This is a genomic window from Flavobacteriales bacterium (assembly GCA_025210805.1).
In the GTDB taxonomy this organism is placed as follows: Bacteria; Bacteroidota; Bacteroidia; order Flavobacteriales; family CAJXXR01; genus JAOAQX01.
The window spans coordinates 1-20,666 of sequence record JAOAQX010000012.1 but is presented as its reverse complement, the minus strand read 5'-3'; the positions used below and the strand labels follow the sequence as shown (position 1 = coordinate 20,666).

Here is a 20,666-nt window from a genome sequence, read left to right as displayed (position 1 = left end):
ATCTTTATTTATGATTGGCTAAATACGTTAAAGAGAATTAAAAAGGAGTCAACAACTATTTTTTCCAAATTTTATAATCTGCCTCTTGCATTTTATAATCTTCGGGCAATTCTCTTAGGGGCTCACATTCTTTTAGGCTGTCTCTGCAATCCTGTGGGAGTTTTTGATAGAGTTTCGTTCCTTCTGTTTTCCAAGCCAACATTTCATCAGAAACATCTTTAACAATTTTGGCTGGGTTTCCTACCACTATTTTTCTTTCAGGAATCTCTTTTTTAGCAGGAACAAAACAGAGTGCACCTATAATACAACCCATTCCTACTTTTACTTGATCCATCACTACGGCATTCATTCCCACAAGACAATTTTCTCCAATATCTCCACCGTGAATAATCGCTCCATGTCCTATATGGGCTCCTTTTCTAAGGTAAGTAGTTTCTCCAGGAAAAAGGTGAATCGTACAATTTTCTTGTACATTACAGCCGTCCTCGATAATTATTCTTCCCCAATCTCCACGAATGACCGCTCCAGGACCGATATAAACATCTTTTCCAATAATCACATTTCCTGTAACATTGGCTTGAGGGTGAATAAAGGCACTTTCGTGAATGATGGGTTTGTATCCGTTAAATTCGTAAATCATTATACTCTCTCTATAATGGTTGCATATCCTTGTCCTACTCCTATACACATCGTACAAAGTGCATATTTTTTGTTTTGTTTTTCTAATTCTATCGCAGCAGTTTGAAGAATTCTTGTTCCTGAAACACCTAATGGATGCCCTAAAGCAATTGCTCCACCATTTGGGTTAATTCTGGGATCATCATCTGCTAATCCAAATTCTCTAATACATGCTAAAGACTGTGCAGCAAAGGCTTCATTAAGCTCAATGATATCCATATCTTCTAGACTTAATCCTGCTTTTTCTAAAGCTTTAAGAGAGGCTTTTACAGGACCTATTCCCATAATTCTTGGTTCAACTCCCACTACTGCCGAGGCGATGATTTTAGCTTTTGGTTTTAGTCCATATTTTTCTACAGCTTCTTCTGAAGCTAACAGCATGGCTGCTGCACCGTCATTTAAACCAGAGGCATTTCCGGCAGTAACCGTTCCTCCCTCTTTTTTGAATGCAGGTCTTAGTTTTGCCAATATTTCTGTTGTGGTTGTTGGTCTAATAAACTCATCTTGATCAAAAATAATTGGATCTTTTTTTCTTTGTGGAATTTCTACAGGTACAATTTCTTCTGCCAATCGCCCATTTTCTCTAGCTTTCGTAGCTTTCATCTGAGTTTTGTATGCAAAAAGATCTTGATCTTCACGAGATAAATTATACATTTCTGCCAAGTTTTCAGCAGTTACCCCCATTCCGTCAGAACCATACATATTGTGTAATTTAGGATTGGTAAAACGCCATCCAAAACTAGAATCATGCATTTGAGCATCACGCCCAAAAGGTTTTGAAACCTTAGAAATCACCCAAGGACCACGAGTCATATTCTCCATTCCACCGGCAATCACCATTTCGGCATCATCCATGGCAATCATTCTATGACCATTGATAACAGAAGCCATTCCCGAAGAGCAAAGTCTATTAATGGTCTCACCAGGAACAGAAATTGGTAAGCCAGCCATAAGAGCGGACATACGTGCTACATTGCGGTTATCTTCTCCTGCTTGGTTCGCACAACCCATAATTACATCTCCTATTTTTTCGGTATCGATACTTGGGTTTCTTTTGATAAGCTCTTTGATTACCAAAGCTCCCAAATCATCGACTCTCACCTTTGAAAGTGTTCCTCCAAAATTTCCAATTGGTGTTCTTATGGCATCTATGATATAAGTGGTTTTCATGTCTTTGTTTCTTAGATTTTTTATTGCAGAGCAATTTACGAGATTTTTTTTAGGAATTGAGTCGTTAAGAAATATCATATGATACCATAAATGGTGTTAATTTATCCATAAGTTTTAGTTTCTTTTGGAGTGCTATCGTAGTGGAACATCCCCCTTTCTCCCTTCAAATAGCTTGTCCCGACATTTCGGGAGGGCTTTTGCATTTGGGAAAATTAAGAACGTAAGCCGTATAATACCATTTACGGTATTACTTCTAAACAAAAAAACCTCCAAGGAAAAATTCTTGGAGGTTTTTTTTGGGTTTTCTAAATGAATAATTACTAAAGCATTTCTACAATGAGTCCTTCCTCTGTTTTTTCTACTTTAGTGATATTATTTTTATTTAAGGATTTGATAGACTTATCCCATTTTTTATTTGAAAGTCCACTTTGAGTCTTTAATTCTGGAAGAGACATTTTTTGTTCTTTCTTTAAGATCTCTACGATCACTTTTTCTTCATCAGAGAGTGGAATTTGTACTCGCTCTGGTTTCATTTGCGGAAAGAAAAGTACTTCTTGAATAGAAGGATTATTTGTCAAAAACATAATCAAACGATCCATACCAATTCCTAATCCTGATGTAGGAGGCATTCCGTACTCCAAAGCTCTCACAAAGTCTTGATCAATAAACATGGCTTCATCATCTCCCTTTTCAGAAAGTTTTAACTGATCTTCAAAACGCTCTAATTGATCAATTGGGTCATTAAGTTCAGAATAGGCATTGGCTATTTCTTTTCCACAAACCATCAACTCAAAACGCTCTGTTAATTCTGGGTTCTCACGATGTTTTTTTGTCAATGGAGACATCGATTTTGGATAATCTGTAATAAAGGTTGGTTGGATATAATTCCCTTCACATTTTTCACCAAAGATCTCATCAATAAGCTTTCCTTTACCCATTGTTTCATTCACCTCAAGCCCCATTTCTTTTGCCGCAGCTCTTAGTTCATCTTCCGATTTTCCATGGATATCAAAACCAGTAAAGTCTATAATTGCTTGACGCATTGTGACTCTTTTATACGGTGCTTTAAAATCGATTTCATAGTCACCAAAGGTAGCTTTTGTTGTTCCATTTACGGCAACAGCACAATGCTCTAAAAGTTTTTCTGTAAACTCCATCATCCAGTTGTAGTCTTTGTAGGCTACATAGATTTCCATAGCGGTAAACTCTGGATTATGTGTTCTATCCATTCCTTCGTTTCGGAAATTCTTTGAAAACTCATAAACTCCATCAAAACCACCTACAATCAATCTCTTAAGATACAACTCATTGGCTATTCTCATATACAATGGGATATCCAAAGAATTATGATGCGTAACAAAAGGACGGGCAGCTGCTCCACCTGGAATGGGTTGCAAAATAGGGGTTTCTACCTCTAGATATCCAGCATCGTTGAAGAAATTTCTCATCGCTTGGAAAAGTTTCGTACGCTTTACAAAAACTTCTTTAAAATGTGGATTTACCACTAAATCTACATAACGACGACGGTATCTCAATTCGGGATCTGTAAAAGCATCATGTACTTTTCCGTCTTTATCGGTCTTTACTACCGGTAGTGGACGTAATGTTTTACTTAGTAGAGTAATCTCGGAAACCCAAATGGTAGTAGCGCCTTTTCCTGTAACGAAAGTGTGCCCTTTTACACCTATAAAATCACCTCTATCTAAAAGTTTTGTAACAAATTTTGTATAGTAATCTTTATTTTCATCTGGACAGATCGTATCTCTATTGAAATACAGTTGAATAATCCCTTTGGAGTCTTGAAGATCCACAAAACCTGCTTTTCCTTGAAGCCTATCAGACATTAAACGCCCTGCAAGGCATACCTCTTGAAAATTGTTTTTTTCTTCCGAAAAATTCTCAAGGATATCCACAGAAAAAGTATTGACAGGATATTCTGCCGCAGGATAAGGCTCTATACCCATATCCAAAATCTTTTGGAGCTTCTCTCTCCTTTCTCTTTCTTGATCTGAAAATACTCTCATCACTATTATTTAATTACGAAATCCCACAAAGATAAAAAATCACTTTTGCTTTCTCTAACGATTGTTTTGGAATTTTTAGACTTTAGTGCGTTTTAGACAAAAAAAGCACCATCCTAAAAGGAAGATGCTTTTTTTTGATGGATTTCGTTTCGATTTAAAGTCATATCTGTACCTTTACTTATGGCAAGACATCATTCACTATTTGATTACCTATTGCCTCAAGTTCAGCAACTGTAGCTACTGGACCTTGATCGATATCATTTTGTCCTAAAACCATCATAAAACCATACACCTCAAGCACGTCTCCAGCATTTGGCCAACTAAGTATTGCAGAGTAATCATCCGCAGCTGGAGATTGATTTCCAATTGTTAGACCTAAATCAGTATTATGAGCTCCAAATGTAATTGTTGATGATTCAGCTATACGAACAAAAAATAAATGAGTTACAAATGCATCGTTCCCTGCTGCACTAGTATTTGCAGATTGATAATACATGTGGTATTTACCATTTGCTGAAACGTTATCTCCATAAATAGACGATGTACTATGACCGTCAATACCTGAGTCTGAGACAAATTTTATAGAAGTATTATTTTCGGTTTGAGCGTAAAAACTAAATATTTTTCTATTGGTTGAGAAATTTGTAAAATACTGTTTACCGTTCAATAGAGGATGTGTTGAAAGCACTCCCCCTGTTGATCCGACATTGGTCGAATAGGGCAGTATATTAGCAGAAGCAATATCATTCACATTCGGTTGGTCAATAAAAATCCATCCTCCATAATCGTATGCATCTTGAAGCCAATTTTCAAAACAGTTAGTAAGGTTCGCCCCCACTCTATCAAGTGGAGAGACTTTAGGTTCGTCAACGGTAGAAGTTAAAAACCTAGAACCAGCTATAGCGTTCATTTTTACAGTTAAGGAATCAAATACAGCTGCTGGTGCTGGTGGTGTATACGTACATGGATGATGCCAATCATGTGTTCCATTCCCTTTATTCCATTCTAAACAATTAGAAGTTAGATTATAAATCATTAAACCAGCTGCTGGATTCGTAATTGCATCCCTTTGTGCCTCGGTCAATCTTGGAGGTAAAAACCCTTGAGTAGAGCTTTCTACGTCTAAAATGGATGATGCGTGGGGAGTTAATGTTCCTATACCCACCTGAGCATAAGACACTGTTGTAGCCATTAAAATGACTAAAATACTTTTTCTAATCATGCGTTCAATTATATTTTTTTTGAGTAATTACATCAATGAAGTTTATCTTCTTTACAACATTGATAATATTTCAAAAATATTTAATTCACATAATCAACCCGTATTAAAATAATAGAAGCGTATTTTTTTGGTAACAAATGCGTCGAATCTGTGAAGTTTGAAGTTCTAGCTATAAAAACATAAGGATCAATGTAATTAAGGCAGTACATTTTCAACAATATTATTAGCAATAGTTTCTAATTCTGATACAGTTGTATTTGGTCCAGCTTGAGTGTCATTCTGACCTAAAACCATCATAAAACCATACACTTCATTCACCTCTCCAGAGTTTTGCCATTTTAATATAGCTGAATAATCATCAGAAGCCGGAGTTTGGTTACCTATGGATGCTCCTAAGTCTGTATTATAAGTCTCGAATGTAATAGTTGATGACTCTTCACTTCTAACAAAAAACATATGTGTAAGAAACGCATCTCCTATATTTGCATTTCTGCTTGCTGATTGATAATACATATGATACTTTCCATTTGTTGAGACACTATTACCCTGAACAGAAGGACCAGAATCAGTATCGATACCAGAATCTGATATAATTTTTATGGAAGTATTGTTTTCTACTTGAGCGTAAAAACTAAACAGTTTCCTGTTCGTTGAAAAATTGGTGAAATATTGTTTCCCACTTAATAGTGGATGCGTAGAAATGCTTCCACCTGTTGATGCCACATTGGTCATATAAGGCAGTAAATTTGCTGAAGCAATATTATTTAGATTTGGTTGATCAATAAAAATCCAACCTCCATAATCTAAGGCATCAGAAACCCAATCTACAAAACAATTTGAAATACCCGTTCCCACTCTTCCTGCAGGTGCCGATACTTCTGGTTCATCAGCATCAGAAGTTAAAAGTCTAGAACTCGTTATAGAATTCATTTTTATTGATATAGAATCAAAAACAGTGTTTATTGCAGGCAAAGAATAACCACATGGAAAGTACCAATCATGAGTCCCATTCAATCCATTATTCCATTCAACACACTTGGAAGTTGTATTATAAATCATAAGACCGGTTGCTGGATTACTTATAGCATCTCTTTGCGCTTTAGATAATCTTGGTGGTAAAAACCCTCTTGTGATACTTTCCAATTCTAAAATAGCGGAGTTACTTGGAGATATTGTTCCGATTCCCACTTGTGAAAATCCTTCAATAGACATTAATAAAAATGTACAGATTAGTATTCTTTTCATCATGAATAAAGTTATTTGGTGATTGATACGAATTGATATGTAAGATTGATATTTTGTTATGTTTTGGAGAACTTATAAAAGAAACCCATTTACAAACGGATAATCCTCAAAAATTAATAGATAATTACATGCTGCAATTTTATAAACTACTCTTTATGAGGTTGTTACAACAAAACACTACAGAGAGACACGTTTGGGGCTTATCAAAAAAAAAAAAAATCTGTTGTAATAAATTACAAAATAAAACAGGTGCTATATGAATGTCTTATAATCATAAAAAACTCATCTACAACAGACTTTTCATGAATAAAATTTATTTTAAGAGAAATTTATGAGTGACTATAAAAATTAGTTACAAATTTTCACCGAACTAATTGCCCATGCAAAACCTAAGGTTGTATTTTCTAAAGGGTGAGGAACTGGGGTTAATCTTTCTCCAGAATCGTTTGCAGATTCCATTTCATCAATCATCCCATTTACACCAACTGACTTATTAAGAATAAAATCTCCTTGTGTCGGATTTGTTAATGAGTAACCATTTTCTCGAACATCTGGACAACCATCTCCGTCAGAATCAGCATCTTTCCAGTTTGGAATTCCATCTCCATCTATATCTTCTTTATAAAAAACTTGCATATTCATTTTTCTTTGAGTAGTCGTAGTAAATACATTCTTAGCAACAGAAGCTCTTACAAGATCAGGAGGGTTTGTAAAATTACCTGCATTAGCTGTAATCATTGAACTCAAAAATGTACTGAATGATCCATTTACGGGCTGAAGACGAACAAATTCTGAGTCTGTTGATTTTAGAGTCGCATAAACTTTCGCTACACTATCTACCTGTAAAACAATCCTTAACCTTGGCAACTGATTCACATTTTCGATATTTGGATTCACAATATAATTTGGCGTAGTTGTATTGTTGTTTATAGGATTACCATCTGTTGTAAGGTAGTCCCCCGTGAATCCATTTCCAAGTCCAGTAATTGGTCTATTTTGAGTTTCAAGATAATTTCTTCCACCAACTAAAACATTATGAACTGTTCCAGTTGATCCACTTTGAAAATCAACATTGATCGCCTGTACAAACGAAAAATAATTCACTACTACTCGATCAAATGGTATGTTATTAATATAACAAGCATAAGGCGCAGTACTTATATAATCATTAGGAAAAAATGGAAATTGTTGAACAATGAAGTTATTATTTACTTTCTCCCAAAAATCAGTAAGTCCATCATTATCATCATCAATATCAACGGAATCTACAACCCCATCATTATCCCAATCCAAACTAGGACATTCTGGTGTATTCACCCATTTGACATCACTAAAAAATGTAAGACTCCCATCTCCACAACAATTTGTACAATAAACGATTAATCCCTCCTCAGGATTAGCGATTGTGGACCTTTCCAAAGCTGTCATTCTTGGAGGTAAAAAACCTCTATCGGTGGCTTTCACTTCTAGTATCGAAGACTCATGAGGAGTAACCGTACCAATACCCACCTGCGCTGATGCGGATATAAAAAAGGCTAATGAAACAATTATAAAATTCCGTAACATGCGATTCTCTTAGTTTTTAGCATTTATAATTAATTAAACCCTATTTTCAACGACATAACACACTGAAAAACCGTCACTTGGATTCATTATCGCTTCAAAATTAGTAATTAAAAAATTAATAATTCACTAGATGTTAAGACCTCGTTTAAAATTGATAAGTTTGCTCTATAAAATGTTATTTATTGATTCATAAATGACTAAACTTGTCAAATTATTAAATCACTATTCGTGCTTTTCAATAGTAACTAGAAAACCATATTTTTCTTCTATTTTATATTTAGCACCAAGCAATGAAATTATTTTCGAAATCATTTGATTTCCAAATCTTTCTTCTTTATTTAGATTTTTTATTTTAAAATTACCATTATCTTTATAACTATACCTCCATTGTTTAATATCCTTCTCTGTAAACTTTATTATTATTAATTTCTCATTCGTATTCTCAAAACCATGCTTTATAGAATTCATGAAGAATTCTACAGTTAGTATACCAATATATTTAAGTATTTCAGGAGGTAAAGCACTTTTCTTATCAACTAAAATTTGAATACTGACATCCTCCCCATCAAAACCTTTAAGATGTTTTATCAACATTGATAAATAATTTTTGACAGAAATTTCATTTTGATTTTCATTTTTATAGAGTAACTCATGAATATCTGCCATAGTATTCATTTTATGCTGAAATGATTTTAAATCGAATTCTTTATCCTCTAAAAACTCTATTGTTGCTAAATCACTAACCAATTGAATATTATTCATGATTCTATGATTGGACTCCGCAAGAAATAATTCAGACTCTTCTTTTACTTTTAACAGTTTATTCTCAAAATCCAGCACTTTTTTTTCCAAATGTTTTTTCCTCAAAATCCATATTAAAAAACTAAATAGCAATAATGTAAAAATAATAACAAGTGTCTGTGATAACACCTTATTTTTATCCTTTATACTATGTAAATTATTTTTTTGTTTCTTTTTTTCTTCTTTATGAATTTTATTATAAAAATTATGTACTCGAATATTAGTACTTAAGTTATCAAAGTGTTGATAATTAGTGTTTTCTGATAAATTTTGAATAACAGCTTTTGTATTCCCTAATTTCAAATTGTTAAAAACTTTTAACCCATTTACTTTGGCTTTGATATCTGGCAAGTATGGATTTCTACCGATGTTCTTTCCGAGGCTATCCAATATATTATTCGATTCTTTATATTTTTTAATATCAGAAAATAATTTAGCCTTTCTATATATAAGTTCTGGTTTAAAATGACCTGCCTTTTTAAACCAATTTATATATCTTGTTAGATCTTCTATTTGCTTTTCCTTAGACACATCTATCCCCAGAAGATCAAGAAGATTATTCTCATATACATAAAGTAGATAATTTAATCTATCAAAATTGGGATCAATCTTTAAAGAATCCTCGATACATTTTTGTAACAAAATTATTGAACGTTCAAATTGAACTTCAGCCATCTCATATTGTTCCAAACTTTTATACGACAATCCAATATTGTTATGCATACTCGATTTGTGAATCAAACATTTATCTAGTTTCATTTGCTCCTCATATACCTCGATAGCTTTTTCAAACTGATATGTTTCATAATAAATAGAGGATTTAAATGCTAATCTTTCTCTTTCTATGAGGTAAACAGTTTTATCATTCAAAAATCGTAAAATATTTAAAAGTCTAAACCTTTGATTATTAGACTTATAATACACCAATGCGGCTTCTATAATCAACCGAGTAACAACTGACTTTTTTTCACTTGATTCTTTAATCAAATTACCTATCCTACCCTCAATATTCTCAATATCACCAACGCTATAATGTATTTCTACTAACGTTTTTAAATAATTATTATAGATTTTCGTAAAGTTGTTTGAATCATGTTGAATTATCCTAGCCATTTTTTTTCTAATGGATGACTCATTTTGGCGTTTTTTATCTTTATTTAATTCCCCAATTAAGACATAATAGTCTGACTCTACAAATTGCTCCAGATCTACATATTTAGCATAAGATAATGTAGATAAAAACATTAACTGGAAATAAAATAATAACTGTACAAAATTCAAAAAACGAAATATCATTTTAAGCAGGGTTTCAAGTCATAAAAAAGACATTGACAATAATACCTAATGTTTTAAAAATAACTCTCTTAAAGATTTCTGATGAGACATTGAGATCGGTATTTTTATTTCTCCTATAAATAACTCATTTTTACCAATGCTTACTACATTGCTAAAGTTAACTAAGTATCTATTATGAGTTTTCAAAAAAAAGTGTCCCTTAATTTGTTCCTCAAAATAAGTTAGCTTTCTACGTACAACTATAGTCGCAAAGTTATTAGAGTAAATATTCACATAATTCCCCTCACTCTTGAAGTAGAGAATTTGACTTATTGGGATTCGATATGCTTTACCCCCATCTTCTAATGACAAAAATTCTTTTTCTTTAATTCCTGAAAATTGATTTCTCTCTTCATTTTGTTCTCTATCACGTAAAGCCAAGCGAATATTTACCAAAAGAGTAGAGTCATCATAAGGCTTTCTTATATAGCAATCGTACTCAAATGAATCTATTTCAGAAAATGTTTTTAAGTCACTCCATGCTGTTAAAAAAATTATTTTTCTACTAGCATCAATTTCTTTGATTTTTTTAACTGTATCAATACCTGAAAGTTCTCCCTTTAGTTTAATATCGACAATTGCCAAATCAAAAAAGATTTGATTTATATCTTTTAAAACATGTTCTCCAGAATGATAAACAGGCAGCACATGAAAGTGCTGAGATTCCAACAATATTTTTAACTTTAAAGCTAATATTGGGTCATCTTCAATAATTAGAATGGTGCGATTTTTCATATAATTCATTCTCAAATGCGTTTTATACAAGAAATGAAAATAATTTTATTTTTCACTTAAGTTTAGTATGTTATCCGTTTGAAGAATTACAAAATTAATTATTCTCAGAAAGAAAACATCACGTTTAAACTACTTTTAAAAAACGAACCCTCTGAGCCTCTTTTTTCAATCAGAACACCATGATACCTTATCAATCCGTAATAAACAAATAACTTACATCGCTTCAAAATAATCAAAGGCTTATATCTATCTTAAAAACTTCGTTCGTCTTGAACATAAGATAAGTAATATACCTTGATTTATGTTTTTATTGAAAAAAACTAATTATATAACAAAAATAAGGAAATTGTAATTCGAACTATTGAGCCTTGCATTACAAAAACAAAAATATGTTAAGTTTTGCGTGTTTTTTGTGAAGTTCACTCCTCTATTTAGTAACTATTAAGCCCGTCTTCTACCAACTTTTAGTACTCGTTGAAATCATCTGAATATAAGGAGGTTCATTCTGACTATAAGCACTCTCTTGGTTCGTACAATTTGGCGAATTTTGCGACGTGCAATATCCCATAAATGATGTTTGTCCACCTCCTGCTGCTCCAATAATATCTTGTGGATTTGAAGCATTGGCAGAGATAGTAGAAACATTTTCTAATATAAGAATTGGATTTGCAGGTATACTCAAAGTAGGTCTTTTTAACACATAGTAATATTGACTAAAACTATTGATTGCAATGTTCGGAAAAGTCTCACCATAATAATTTCTACCATTGAATTGTCCTTGATGAGGCGCAACAGAATTCCCCCAAGCCATTCTATAATGCATTATATTTCCGTTTGATGCTTTAGATTTATGGGTAAATGCTACTATATAATCATTACCATTTGGATAACTTGGAAAACTTACACTTGAATAACTATGTAAATATAATGCATTCTGACCAGGAACCTGCGGAGCAACTCCTTTTCCATGCACTGGAGTTCCACTCATAAATCCATCTGTTCTTCCCGTCTTTGAGGCATTTTGCAAATTATTAGCAACCGCTTGGTATGTTGCATTAGAAACACTACACCATTCATTCACGTTTTTAGAGTCATAACAAGCTAAATCCGCAGCATTTCCCCCCGCGACAATTGCTATTCTAATTTGGTCTTCAATAATGTTGACATCTAGATTACAGGTGTGACCTTGGAAATCAACGGCAAAAGTGGCTATTCCAGTAGTTGGAGATGTCCCTGATAAATTAAAAATCAAATTACCATTTCCACTATTAAGGGTTCCGGCTTGCAACTCAAGTTGATACCCAGTTATTCCTGTAGATTGAATTACAGATCCAGCAGTATATACAGATCCATCACCATTTTCATACGGAATTTGAAGAGTTCCTGTGTGATTTGTATTTATCACAGGATTACCACTTGGCAGAAGTATGGAATCACATCGTAGAGCAGATATTGCATTACTTACACTACTTCCACAGGTGCTTTTCCACACAGTTCCATTGAATACTTCGATACATTTTTTGTCTAAGTTGTAAATCAATAAACCCTCAGCAATATTTCCATTATTGATCGCGTCTCTTTGCATTTCGGTTAATCGAGGTAACAAGAATCCCTTTGCTGTTGCCTTCACATCCAAAATCGCCGATTCATCTGGAGAAACTGTTCCTATACCCACTTGAGCAATTGTAAGATTGAACAATAGTGAAAAAATTATTAAAAAATGAATTTGGTGCATAGTTGTTAATTATCGTTTATAAAATCACAAAAACACCTCGCTGATATTAAGGTGAATTCCGCATCAAAAGTAATATTTTACAACGTTGATTATGTTGTAAAAAATAAATTCTGATTCGAATGTGAAGTTTTCTAAGCAATTTGTGAAGATTATATTCTTTAAAGATAAAACGCTCTCAATTTGCGAGCGTTTTAAACCATGTGAAGTTCTAATGATGCAAATTTTATTCAAAAATTGAAAAAAAATTAGAACCCAACAGCTTAGAAATCTATAAAGATCCTAACTAGTCTCTTTTCATCAATTTTAATTGCCTCATTTCAATATAGCTTTTTGGGTGATTAGGTAGTAAGGCTGCATCGTTCCACACTTCCACTCGCCAGTATCTAGCATTCACTGGTGTTTGCAATGAATAAGTAAAAGCTGATGTATACCTTCTTAAAGAGTCCGTCGTTGTCCCCACAGTAGCATACCATACAGAATCTAACAGGTACCCCTCTACCGCTGTTTTTGTAATCACATTAGACCAGCCAGCATCAGAGTAATCTGGAGGAGTACCTGATGTGGAAGAATGGCTCTTGATTTCTAAATGTGTAAAACTTCCGTCTGATGGCGTATTAAATGCTGAAATAAAATCGACCGTTTTCGTGCTTTGCAAATCAATAACAAAACCTCCCGAACCATTATTATTGACCCCATCGTTATTCCAGGTGATCGCAGAATTAACATTAAATTTTGTAGAAAAACAAGGAAAATCCTGATCTGCCAAAGAATAAAGTACACCTTGTGGAGTCCAATTAGCATCTGGAGCACTAGACAATACACTTTGTGTACCCTTAATATCACTCTCACCTGATGGCCACACTGTTGATTGGGAAACACTTATCATCTGAACCACTCTTGCTCCATCCGTCCATTCTGCATGATTTGTAAAGGTATAACTCCCTAACTCACCTTCACAGCTCAATTGACCAATTGGTCCAACAGGTGGTGTAGGTGGTGCAAGTGCAACGCAGAAATTTTTCCAATCAGATGCATTGTTTCCATTAGCAACTCCTGTATACACTTCTAAGCATTTACTAGTAAAGTTATATACTATTAACCCTTCTGCAGGGTCAACTATTGCATCTCGTTCTGCCTCGCTAAGTCTTGGAGGTAAGAACCCTTTTTCTATACTGTTCAGTTCGAGCGCTGCAGAATTATCCGGACTAACTGTTCCTATCCCGACTTGAGCACATAAAGACATAGAAGCAGATAAATAAATCACGAAAAGGTGCTTTTTCATACTTATTTGTTTTTGGTTTGAATTATTTGTTTTATAATAAATACAGACCCTAGCGACCTATCACCGGTATCTTTTACCAAAAGTATGTCATAAGATTTCTTCGGTGTTTTTTAAAAAACGGAAAACACAATTAATGTTAAGTTTGTCATGAATTTAGGGAAGTTTTGAGTTTTTCTAAAAAAACACGAATGGAGAAACCTAAAATTTTAAATCCTTCCATTAAACTGTCGCTCAATGGGATTCTTCTCTCTTCCCTAAAAACGATATTTTATGTATCATTTCTCAATCAACATTAAAAAAAGCCGTTTTACATTTGTAAAAAATTAGGCAAATGAAACACACTCAAGAATCTTTATATAAAGGAATTTTATTATCACTCCTTATTACATTACTTGCCTTTGCTCTTAAACCTGTACTTGGATTAAGCGTAGTGTTGTTAGCTTTAATCTTGGGTGTTTTTGCAGGAAATATGATAAGAGTTCCCGAAAGCTATAATTCTGGTATCAAAAAATCTAGTAAAATATTTTTGGAGCTCGCAATTGTTTTTATCGCATTTAGCATTGATTATAATAAACTCTTAGACTTAGGATGGAAAACCATTTTTATTATAACAAGTACAATGGCACTCGTATTAATCATGACTGTTTGGTTGGCAAAAAAAATGAAATACACTTCGGGGTCCAGTCATTTGATTGGTTTTGGGACTGCAATATGTGGTTCTTCTGCTATTGCAGCCTTATCTTCAGTGGTTCCTCATAAAAAAGAAGATTTAGGAATTTCCCTAGCTGTGGTTAATTTTTATGGTCTTTTAGGAATGATTATCCTCCCTTTTATTCTTCTGTATTTTTATAATGAATATCAAAGTGGTATTTTCTTGGGTGCTTCTCTGCATTCTGTAGGAAATGTGGCAGGTGCAGGTTTTGGGATGAATAAACATATTGGAGAACTAGCAATTACGGTAAACTTGGTAGAGTCGCATTATTAACGCCCGCATTGTTAATTTTTCAGTTATTTATTAAGAATAAGACTCCTCAAAAAAAGCAATCTGCATTTAAAATACCTTGGTATTTAATTGTATTCATTCTTATTTCCATCCTCACGTCTTTGATTGATCTACCTCTATCTTTTACAAAGCTTGCTAGCAACATCAGTTCTTTTCTTTTGGCAATAGCTATGGCAGCCATTGGTCTAAAGATCCATTTCAAAACTTTGATTACCTCGGGTAAAAAAGGTCTTGTTTTCGGTGGTATTATTTTTCTTACTCAACTTTTGGCAATCCTTTTACTTTTAAAACTTTTATAATACAACAAAAGCCCTCAAAAAATTGAGAGCTTTTGTCTTGTCTTAAAATTAATTTACTTTAATACATATCAATAAATTGATTTATATCTATAAGTAAATGAACATCATAAAGATATTAGTTCGTTTCATCCACATAAGGCATTTTACAACTAAATGAAATCGAAACATTGTTTCCACCAGAAGTAAATGTTCCAAAAGCATTTGCTTTTAAGTATCCATTGTCTCCTGTAAACTCTGTAATTGTCACAGGAATAGAAATCCCTGCCTGAGTAGTTTCATTAATCCCTGATACATTTTTAATGACCAATGTACTTACATTATAAGTCCCTAAACCATTAAAGTTTGGAAGTAAGAAATAGGCTCCTTGGCTAGAATTAGAAAGTCCTGCAGCTGTTTTACTTGATTTCAGGTATATTCCACCTTGATAAGAAGCTTTTTTATTCGCTATAACATGGTTATACACCGCTGTATCTCCGTTAATAATTATCTGGATACTATCTTGTGGCACTGGGTTAGGATTGGTAATAGCACAAGGATTGTTATTGGCATCCAAGGCAAAATCCGTACGGTAGTTCCATGGTGCAGAATACGTGTTGGAAACAGTTGCATTTCCTACTTTCACCTTAGTTTTAATGGTGTTATACCAGTTGCTTGAAGTTGCGTACCCCATTGCATAGAAACCATTTTTTGTCTTTATCTTAAAACGATTCCAATTTCTGTAAGTCAACTGTACCGTTTTATTATTCATGAGTTGTCCATCACAATCCGTTACAATACCATAAGATTTTACAAAATTGGTAGTCGGTGTATTTACTTGTTTTTCACCAATATTCAATTGTTTTATCCATGTTTGTTCTGTAAGTTTGAATTTTTTCAAGACTTCAGCTGTTGCAGATCTATTTGGCTTATTCACCACCTCTACATAATATTTATTGGTAAATTCTCTTGGTACTTTAATTTTGAATTTTCCTTGAGAATTTGTTTTCGCTTTAGCAATAATTCTACCATTTGGAGAATCTAGTCTTATTCTTACATAAGCTCCTTGCATAGGAATGCTTTGTGGTAAAATAATTCCACCATCACACACATCTCCTATACCATCTCCATCAGCATCTTCTTGACCTGGGTTTGGTTTATTGATACAGTTATCTTCATCATCTGGTATTCCGTCATTATCTTTATCTTCATCATCTGGTTCTCCGATATCAGGTCCATCTCCTTTACAGGTATCAATGGGTGCACAATTACATGGTATAACAATGATTCCGATTACCCAACATGGTTTCTTCCAATCATCCCAATTAAGTTTTGTAAAATGGGGAACGTTTACTTCATAGAAATTTCCTTTTCTTTTTGAAGATTCTTGGTATTCTTTCCAGTAACCTTCTTCTTCACCAAAGTACCAAAACTTTACATCATTGGGTGCCGAGGCAGTCATAGAAGCAGGAATAGGGTGTTTGATATGAGCTGTTTTTCCATCAGCAATATTTAATTTTTCTCCAGATGGAGACTCCAGCTCGATGTATAGCATCCCATAAGAATAAAGCGATCCATCTGTTCCATCTGTAGTAACTCCAACGAGGTCTCCTGGCATTTGCTCCAAATGATCTTCACTTTCAACATCAATTGCCTTTGCAAAAACATCTACGGCTCCTGAATAAGCATTATTTGATGCTTCGCTCTTAATGCTATTTTCACCAAATGTGATGACATCCCCAGAAGTCATAGTAATTACTCCCCCAGCAGCGGCATCAAAAGTCCCTACCTTTTTCTTTTTAGTCATAGAAATTGCAAGATCAACACCTGCTTCAGAAGCTCCAAAGGCTCGCGAACCATCAAAATAACCCGTTTTTTTCACCTTTACCACTCCATGGTTTTTAGAAACCATAGCATCTTCAAATGAAAAAAGCCCTTTTGAATCTGTTTGAACACTTGCCGTTCCTAAGCTTACCGTGGCACCAGATAAAGCCATTCCTTCTTCGTCGGTGACCACTCCACCAATAGCGGAGACTTTTATTTTCTCCGTATTAAAAATAGACAATTCTGCTTCTGTAACAGAATCGTTTGTTTTGGTGTTTAAAACATCCTTTGTACAAGATGCCGTAAACAAACCAATAACAGCCGCAGCTGTCCAAATTCTAGATAAATTTTTCATAGTCTGTTGTTTAAAAATTTGATGAGAGTTTTACAAGGATATTGCCAAAAGGGAAAAAACTCCTTTCAAGCAATTTCAACGGAATTGTGCTTTGTTATAAAGAACGAATAAAGAACCGTTGGTATCTCATAAAGAGCTTTCTCCTTATTATCAAGTTAATTAACTAACAAACTATCTATTGAGAAAAATATTTTTCAAAAAATAAATATACTATTATATCAATATTTTATTATATGTTTGTTTTAAAGATTCAAAAAATCATCTTTGAAAAAAAATGAAAAAAAAATAAAGTGATTTTCAAAATACGATTTCGAAAACCACTTTAAAAAAGTTTGTGATTAAACTTTTATCTATTTCACAGCAATTTTTGTTTTGTAAATTCCTTTTTCACTTTCAATTTCTAAAAAGTAAATACCCTTATTCCAGCTCTTTTTATCTAACCATGAAGTTTCTAATGTTTTATTAATCTCCGCTCCAAGACTATTATATACTGTAATTCTTTTCACAGTTATTCCTTTTAAATATATACGCTGATCATCTTGCCAAATTTCTACTGAGTTATTGTTTTCTAAAACCTCAAGCATATCATCTGTAACCTCAAGACACTCGCTAGTATCCTTACAAGAACCTATAGAAACGATCAATGCATAATTCCCTGGACTTGATGGCTGATAACCCATAGACGTTGCACCTGATATTTCCATTTTTGTATCACAATTATACCATTGGTGTTCCACAAAGGCTATTTGTGCATCTAAAGTTTTGGTGTTTGGATTCCAAACCATAGTAGAAACAGGGTTGTATTTTATGAGTGTCAAATTGTGAATTTTACAATCTACAGTATCTGAATACGTACCTCCCTGACTCAATATTGTTCCAAAAAAATCATAAGTCTCATCATTACAAAGATCTGCGGAATAATTTGTATCTGTCAAATTATTGACTAATAAATGTTGAGTAGAGATTATAGAGTCACATCCTAAATATGAATGCAAGGTATCATTATAAAAACCTGTACTCGAAGTGTATTCTCCAAATATTTCTACAGAATCACCCTCACAAATATGAAAAGCGGGCAATGTATCAAGCATTAAACTCGGACAAAGTTCTGTAAATGATAAAGACCCCGATCCTCTATTTGTTCCATGCTGTGCTAAAGTACTTCCATTTCCAATAGCATAAGCGATAGACAACGTACCTGTAGATATGCTAAAAGCGTAATCTTGAGCATCTGAAGTCGTCATTTTTCTACTAAACTTAAATGTCTTAGTACTTCCAACAGTTGATGAGGTGATATTTTTTAAGTTTTGATTTGTATGGATGGCTGGAGCTCCATTTCCGTTCATTTGATATTCGGCTGGATTTCCTCCCCCATTGTTACAAACAATGGCATAACCAGACATGACGGTAGTATTAAAACCCATTGCGAACCAGATATTACTAGGCCCTGATATTTCAAAAAAGACCGAATCCTTTATACTGTTTATTTCAACTTTGGCGGTCATGGTATTTCCTGTTCCAAATGTTCCTGTAGCATATTTGATTTGAGCATTAGAAACAAAAGAAAAAGATAACATAAAAAGAAAAAGATATATATTTCTCATAATCAATGATTTTTGTGTCAATTTACAATAAAAAAATTAAATATGAAAACAAATAAAAATTATCGTTATTGTTTAATAAAGTTCTATTAATGATAATTTGCACAAGATGATTCGAATAAAAATAGTGTAATAATTCTGATATTTTACGGTAAATTTGCCCTCCTAAATTCTATTGATTATGACAATGATAGCCAAAAAAGTAGCTTTTCATACAATGGGTTGTAAACTCAATTTTTCTGAAACTTCCACTATTTCTAGAAAATGTGTGGACGAAGGTTATGAAAAAGTCCCTTTTCAAGAAAAAGCAGATATCTATGTCATTAATACTTGCTCTGTAACGGAAAATGCCGACAAAGAATGCAATAGAATGATCAGGAAGAAAAAGGAAGCTCAACCTGATTCTTTAGTTGTTATTATTGGTTGTTATGCGCAACTAAAACCTAAAGAAATTGCTCAAATAGATGGAGTGGATTTAGTTTTGGGTGCTACAGAGAAATTCAAACTTCCTTTTTACCTCAACTCTTTAGTAAAAGACGAAGTCTTAGATTCTGTATATTCTTGCGATGTAGAAGAGGCTAATCAGTTTGAGTCTGCCTATTCTATTGGAGATAGAACAAGGGCTTTTCTCAAAGTACAGGATGGGTGTGATTATAAATGCACCTATTGTACCATTCCACAAGCTAGGGGAATTTCTCGTTCCGATGATATGGAGAGTATCATTCAAAAAGCTCAAGAAATTGCCCAACAGGATATCAAAGAAATTGTACTTACAGGTGTAAATATTGGGGATTACGGAAAAGGGGAATTTGGAAACAAAAGGCATGAACATACTTTTTTGGATCTCATTACTTATCTAGATGAAGTTGCAGGAATAGAAAGAATCAGAATTTCATCTATAGAACCCAACTTACTTAAAAATGAGGCCATTGATTTGGTTTCAAAATCAAGAACTTTTGTTCCCCATTTTCATATTCCACTTCAGTCTGGATCCAATGAAATTTTGGGAGCTATGAGAAGAAGGTATCGCAAAGAGCTGTATCTAGAGCGAGTGAAACGAATAAAAAGCACTATGCCTCACGCCTGTATTGGTGTTGATGTAATCGTTGGATTCCCAGGTGAAACTGAGGAAATATTCCTCGAAACTTATGACTTCTTATCTTCTTTAGATATTTCTTACCTCCATGTGTTTTCTTATTCTCAAAGAGCCAATACAATTGCTGATCAAATGGAAAACCAGATTCCCAAAGCAACCAAAAGTAAACGCTCAAAGATGCTCAGGATTCTTTCTGCCAAAAAACGGCATTCTTTTTATGAATCTCAATTAGGAACAGTGGTTCCTGTTCTTTTTGAACAAGAGAATAAAAATGGATTTATCACGGGATTCTCTAACAATTATGTAAAAGTAAAAGTAGATTATGATCCAGGGTTAAGAAACCAGATCGTTTCGGTTCTTCTTAAAGAAATTGATGAAAATGATGGAACGGTTATTGGAGTTCTCCAGTAATACCATTTACATTGTTAGTTTACCCATATTAGTTTCTTTTTCGAAGTAACTCGTTGTGGAACATCTTCCTTTCCCTCCCGAAAAATCGGGACAAGCTATTCAAAGAGGGCTTATACCAGTGAGTCAATGAACATCATAAATGGTATCATATTATACCTTACTGAACCACCATTTTTTTACTCATTCTCCTTTCGGATTTATTTAAGATTTGAACGGAGTAAATCCCTTTTTTCAAAGTAGAAATATCAATTTGCTGTTGCGTATTTGAGTGTAAAACCACCCTTCCTAATGCATCAATAATTTGTATA

Annotated in this window: 15 protein-coding genes; 2 read left to right on the top strand and 13 right to left on the bottom strand. The window is 33.6% G+C overall.

From position 1 onward, the window contains the following. Positions 1-55: 55 nt before the first annotated feature. The 10 genes from N4A45_06160 to N4A45_06115 form a co-directional block, all read right to left on the bottom strand. Positions 56-640: a transferase hexapeptide repeat family protein gene (locus N4A45_06160; protein ID MCT4664800.1), complete on the bottom strand. Its 585-nt coding sequence runs from the start codon at positions 638-640 to the stop codon at positions 56-58. Then, entirely contained in the window at positions 640-1,848 is a 1,209-nt protein-coding gene (pcaF, locus tag N4A45_06155) for a 3-oxoadipyl-CoA thiolase (protein ID MCT4664799.1), read from the bottom strand. The genes N4A45_06160 and pcaF overlap by 1 nt, the downstream gene beginning before the upstream one ends. Before the next feature lie 320 nt (positions 1,849-2,168). Then, positions 2,169-3,872: a lysine--tRNA ligase gene (lysS, locus tag N4A45_06150; protein ID MCT4664798.1), complete on the bottom strand. Its 1,704-nt coding sequence runs from the start codon at positions 3,870-3,872 to the stop codon at positions 2,169-2,171. Between the two features lie 178 nt (positions 3,873-4,050). Continuing rightward, the gene (locus N4A45_06145; GenBank protein MCT4664797.1) at positions 4,051-5,094 is read right to left on the bottom strand and encodes a hypothetical protein; all 1,044 of its coding nucleotides are present in this window, start codon (positions 5,092-5,094) and stop codon (positions 4,051-4,053) included. Between the two features lie 195 nt (positions 5,095-5,289). After that, positions 5,290-6,342, bottom strand: a complete 1,053-nt coding sequence (locus N4A45_06140; GenBank protein MCT4664796.1) for a hypothetical protein — start codon at positions 6,340-6,342, stop codon at positions 5,290-5,292. Between the two features lie 345 nt (positions 6,343-6,687). Then, positions 6,688-7,905 carry a hypothetical protein gene (locus N4A45_06135; GenBank protein MCT4664795.1) on the bottom strand — a complete coding sequence of 406 codons (1,218 nt, stop codon included), beginning with the start codon at positions 7,903-7,905 and terminating at the stop codon, positions 6,688-6,690. Between the two features lie 222 nt (positions 7,906-8,127). After that, complete coding sequence (locus tag N4A45_06130; protein MCT4664794.1) at positions 8,128-9,987, bottom strand: hypothetical protein; 1,860 nt, start codon at positions 9,985-9,987, stop codon at positions 8,128-8,130. Positions 9,988-10,047: 60 nt separating this feature from the next. Next, positions 10,048-10,785, bottom strand: a complete 738-nt coding sequence (locus N4A45_06125) for a LytTR family DNA-binding domain-containing protein (protein MCT4664793.1) — start codon at positions 10,783-10,785, stop codon at positions 10,048-10,050. A 445-nt stretch (positions 10,786-11,230) separates the two neighbouring features. Then, positions 11,231-12,475: a hypothetical protein gene (locus N4A45_06120; GenBank protein MCT4664792.1), complete on the bottom strand. Its 1,245-nt coding sequence runs from the start codon at positions 12,473-12,475 to the stop codon at positions 11,231-11,233. Between the two features lie 319 nt (positions 12,476-12,794). Then, positions 12,795-13,793: a hypothetical protein gene (locus tag N4A45_06115; GenBank protein MCT4664791.1), complete on the bottom strand. Its 999-nt coding sequence runs from the start codon at positions 13,791-13,793 to the stop codon at positions 12,795-12,797. 331 nt (positions 13,794-14,124) lie between these two features. Between N4A45_06115 and N4A45_06110 the strand changes: the two genes are divergently transcribed. Next, on the top strand, positions 14,125-14,778 hold the full coding sequence (locus N4A45_06110; protein MCT4664790.1) for a putative sulfate exporter family transporter: 654 nt from the start codon (positions 14,125-14,127) through the stop codon (positions 14,776-14,778). 46 nt (positions 14,779-14,824) lie between these two features. On the opposite strand, the gene N4A45_06105 is transcribed toward N4A45_06110, so the two are convergent. From N4A45_06105 to N4A45_06095, 3 genes are all read right to left on the bottom strand, one after another. Next, entirely contained in the window at positions 14,825-14,998 is a 174-nt protein-coding gene (locus N4A45_06105; GenBank protein MCT4664789.1) for a hypothetical protein, read from the bottom strand. A 212-nt stretch (positions 14,999-15,210) separates the two neighbouring features. Further along, positions 15,211-17,250 (bottom strand): hypothetical protein, encoded by a 2,040-nt coding sequence (locus tag N4A45_06100; protein MCT4664788.1) that lies wholly within the window; start codon positions 17,248-17,250, stop codon positions 15,211-15,213. A 350-nt stretch (positions 17,251-17,600) separates the two neighbouring features. Next, positions 17,601-18,854 carry a T9SS type A sorting domain-containing protein gene (locus N4A45_06095; GenBank protein MCT4664787.1) on the bottom strand — a complete coding sequence of 418 codons (1,254 nt, stop codon included), beginning with the start codon at positions 18,852-18,854 and terminating at the stop codon, positions 17,601-17,603. 184 nt (positions 18,855-19,038) lie between these two features. On the opposite strand from N4A45_06095, the gene mtaB reads away from it, so the two are divergent. Next, complete coding sequence (gene mtaB, locus N4A45_06090; protein MCT4664786.1) at positions 19,039-20,358, top strand: tRNA (N(6)-L-threonylcarbamoyladenosine(37)-C(2))-methylthiotransferase MtaB; 1,320 nt, start codon at positions 19,039-19,041, stop codon at positions 20,356-20,358. Positions 20,359-20,666: the final 308 nt, after the last annotated feature.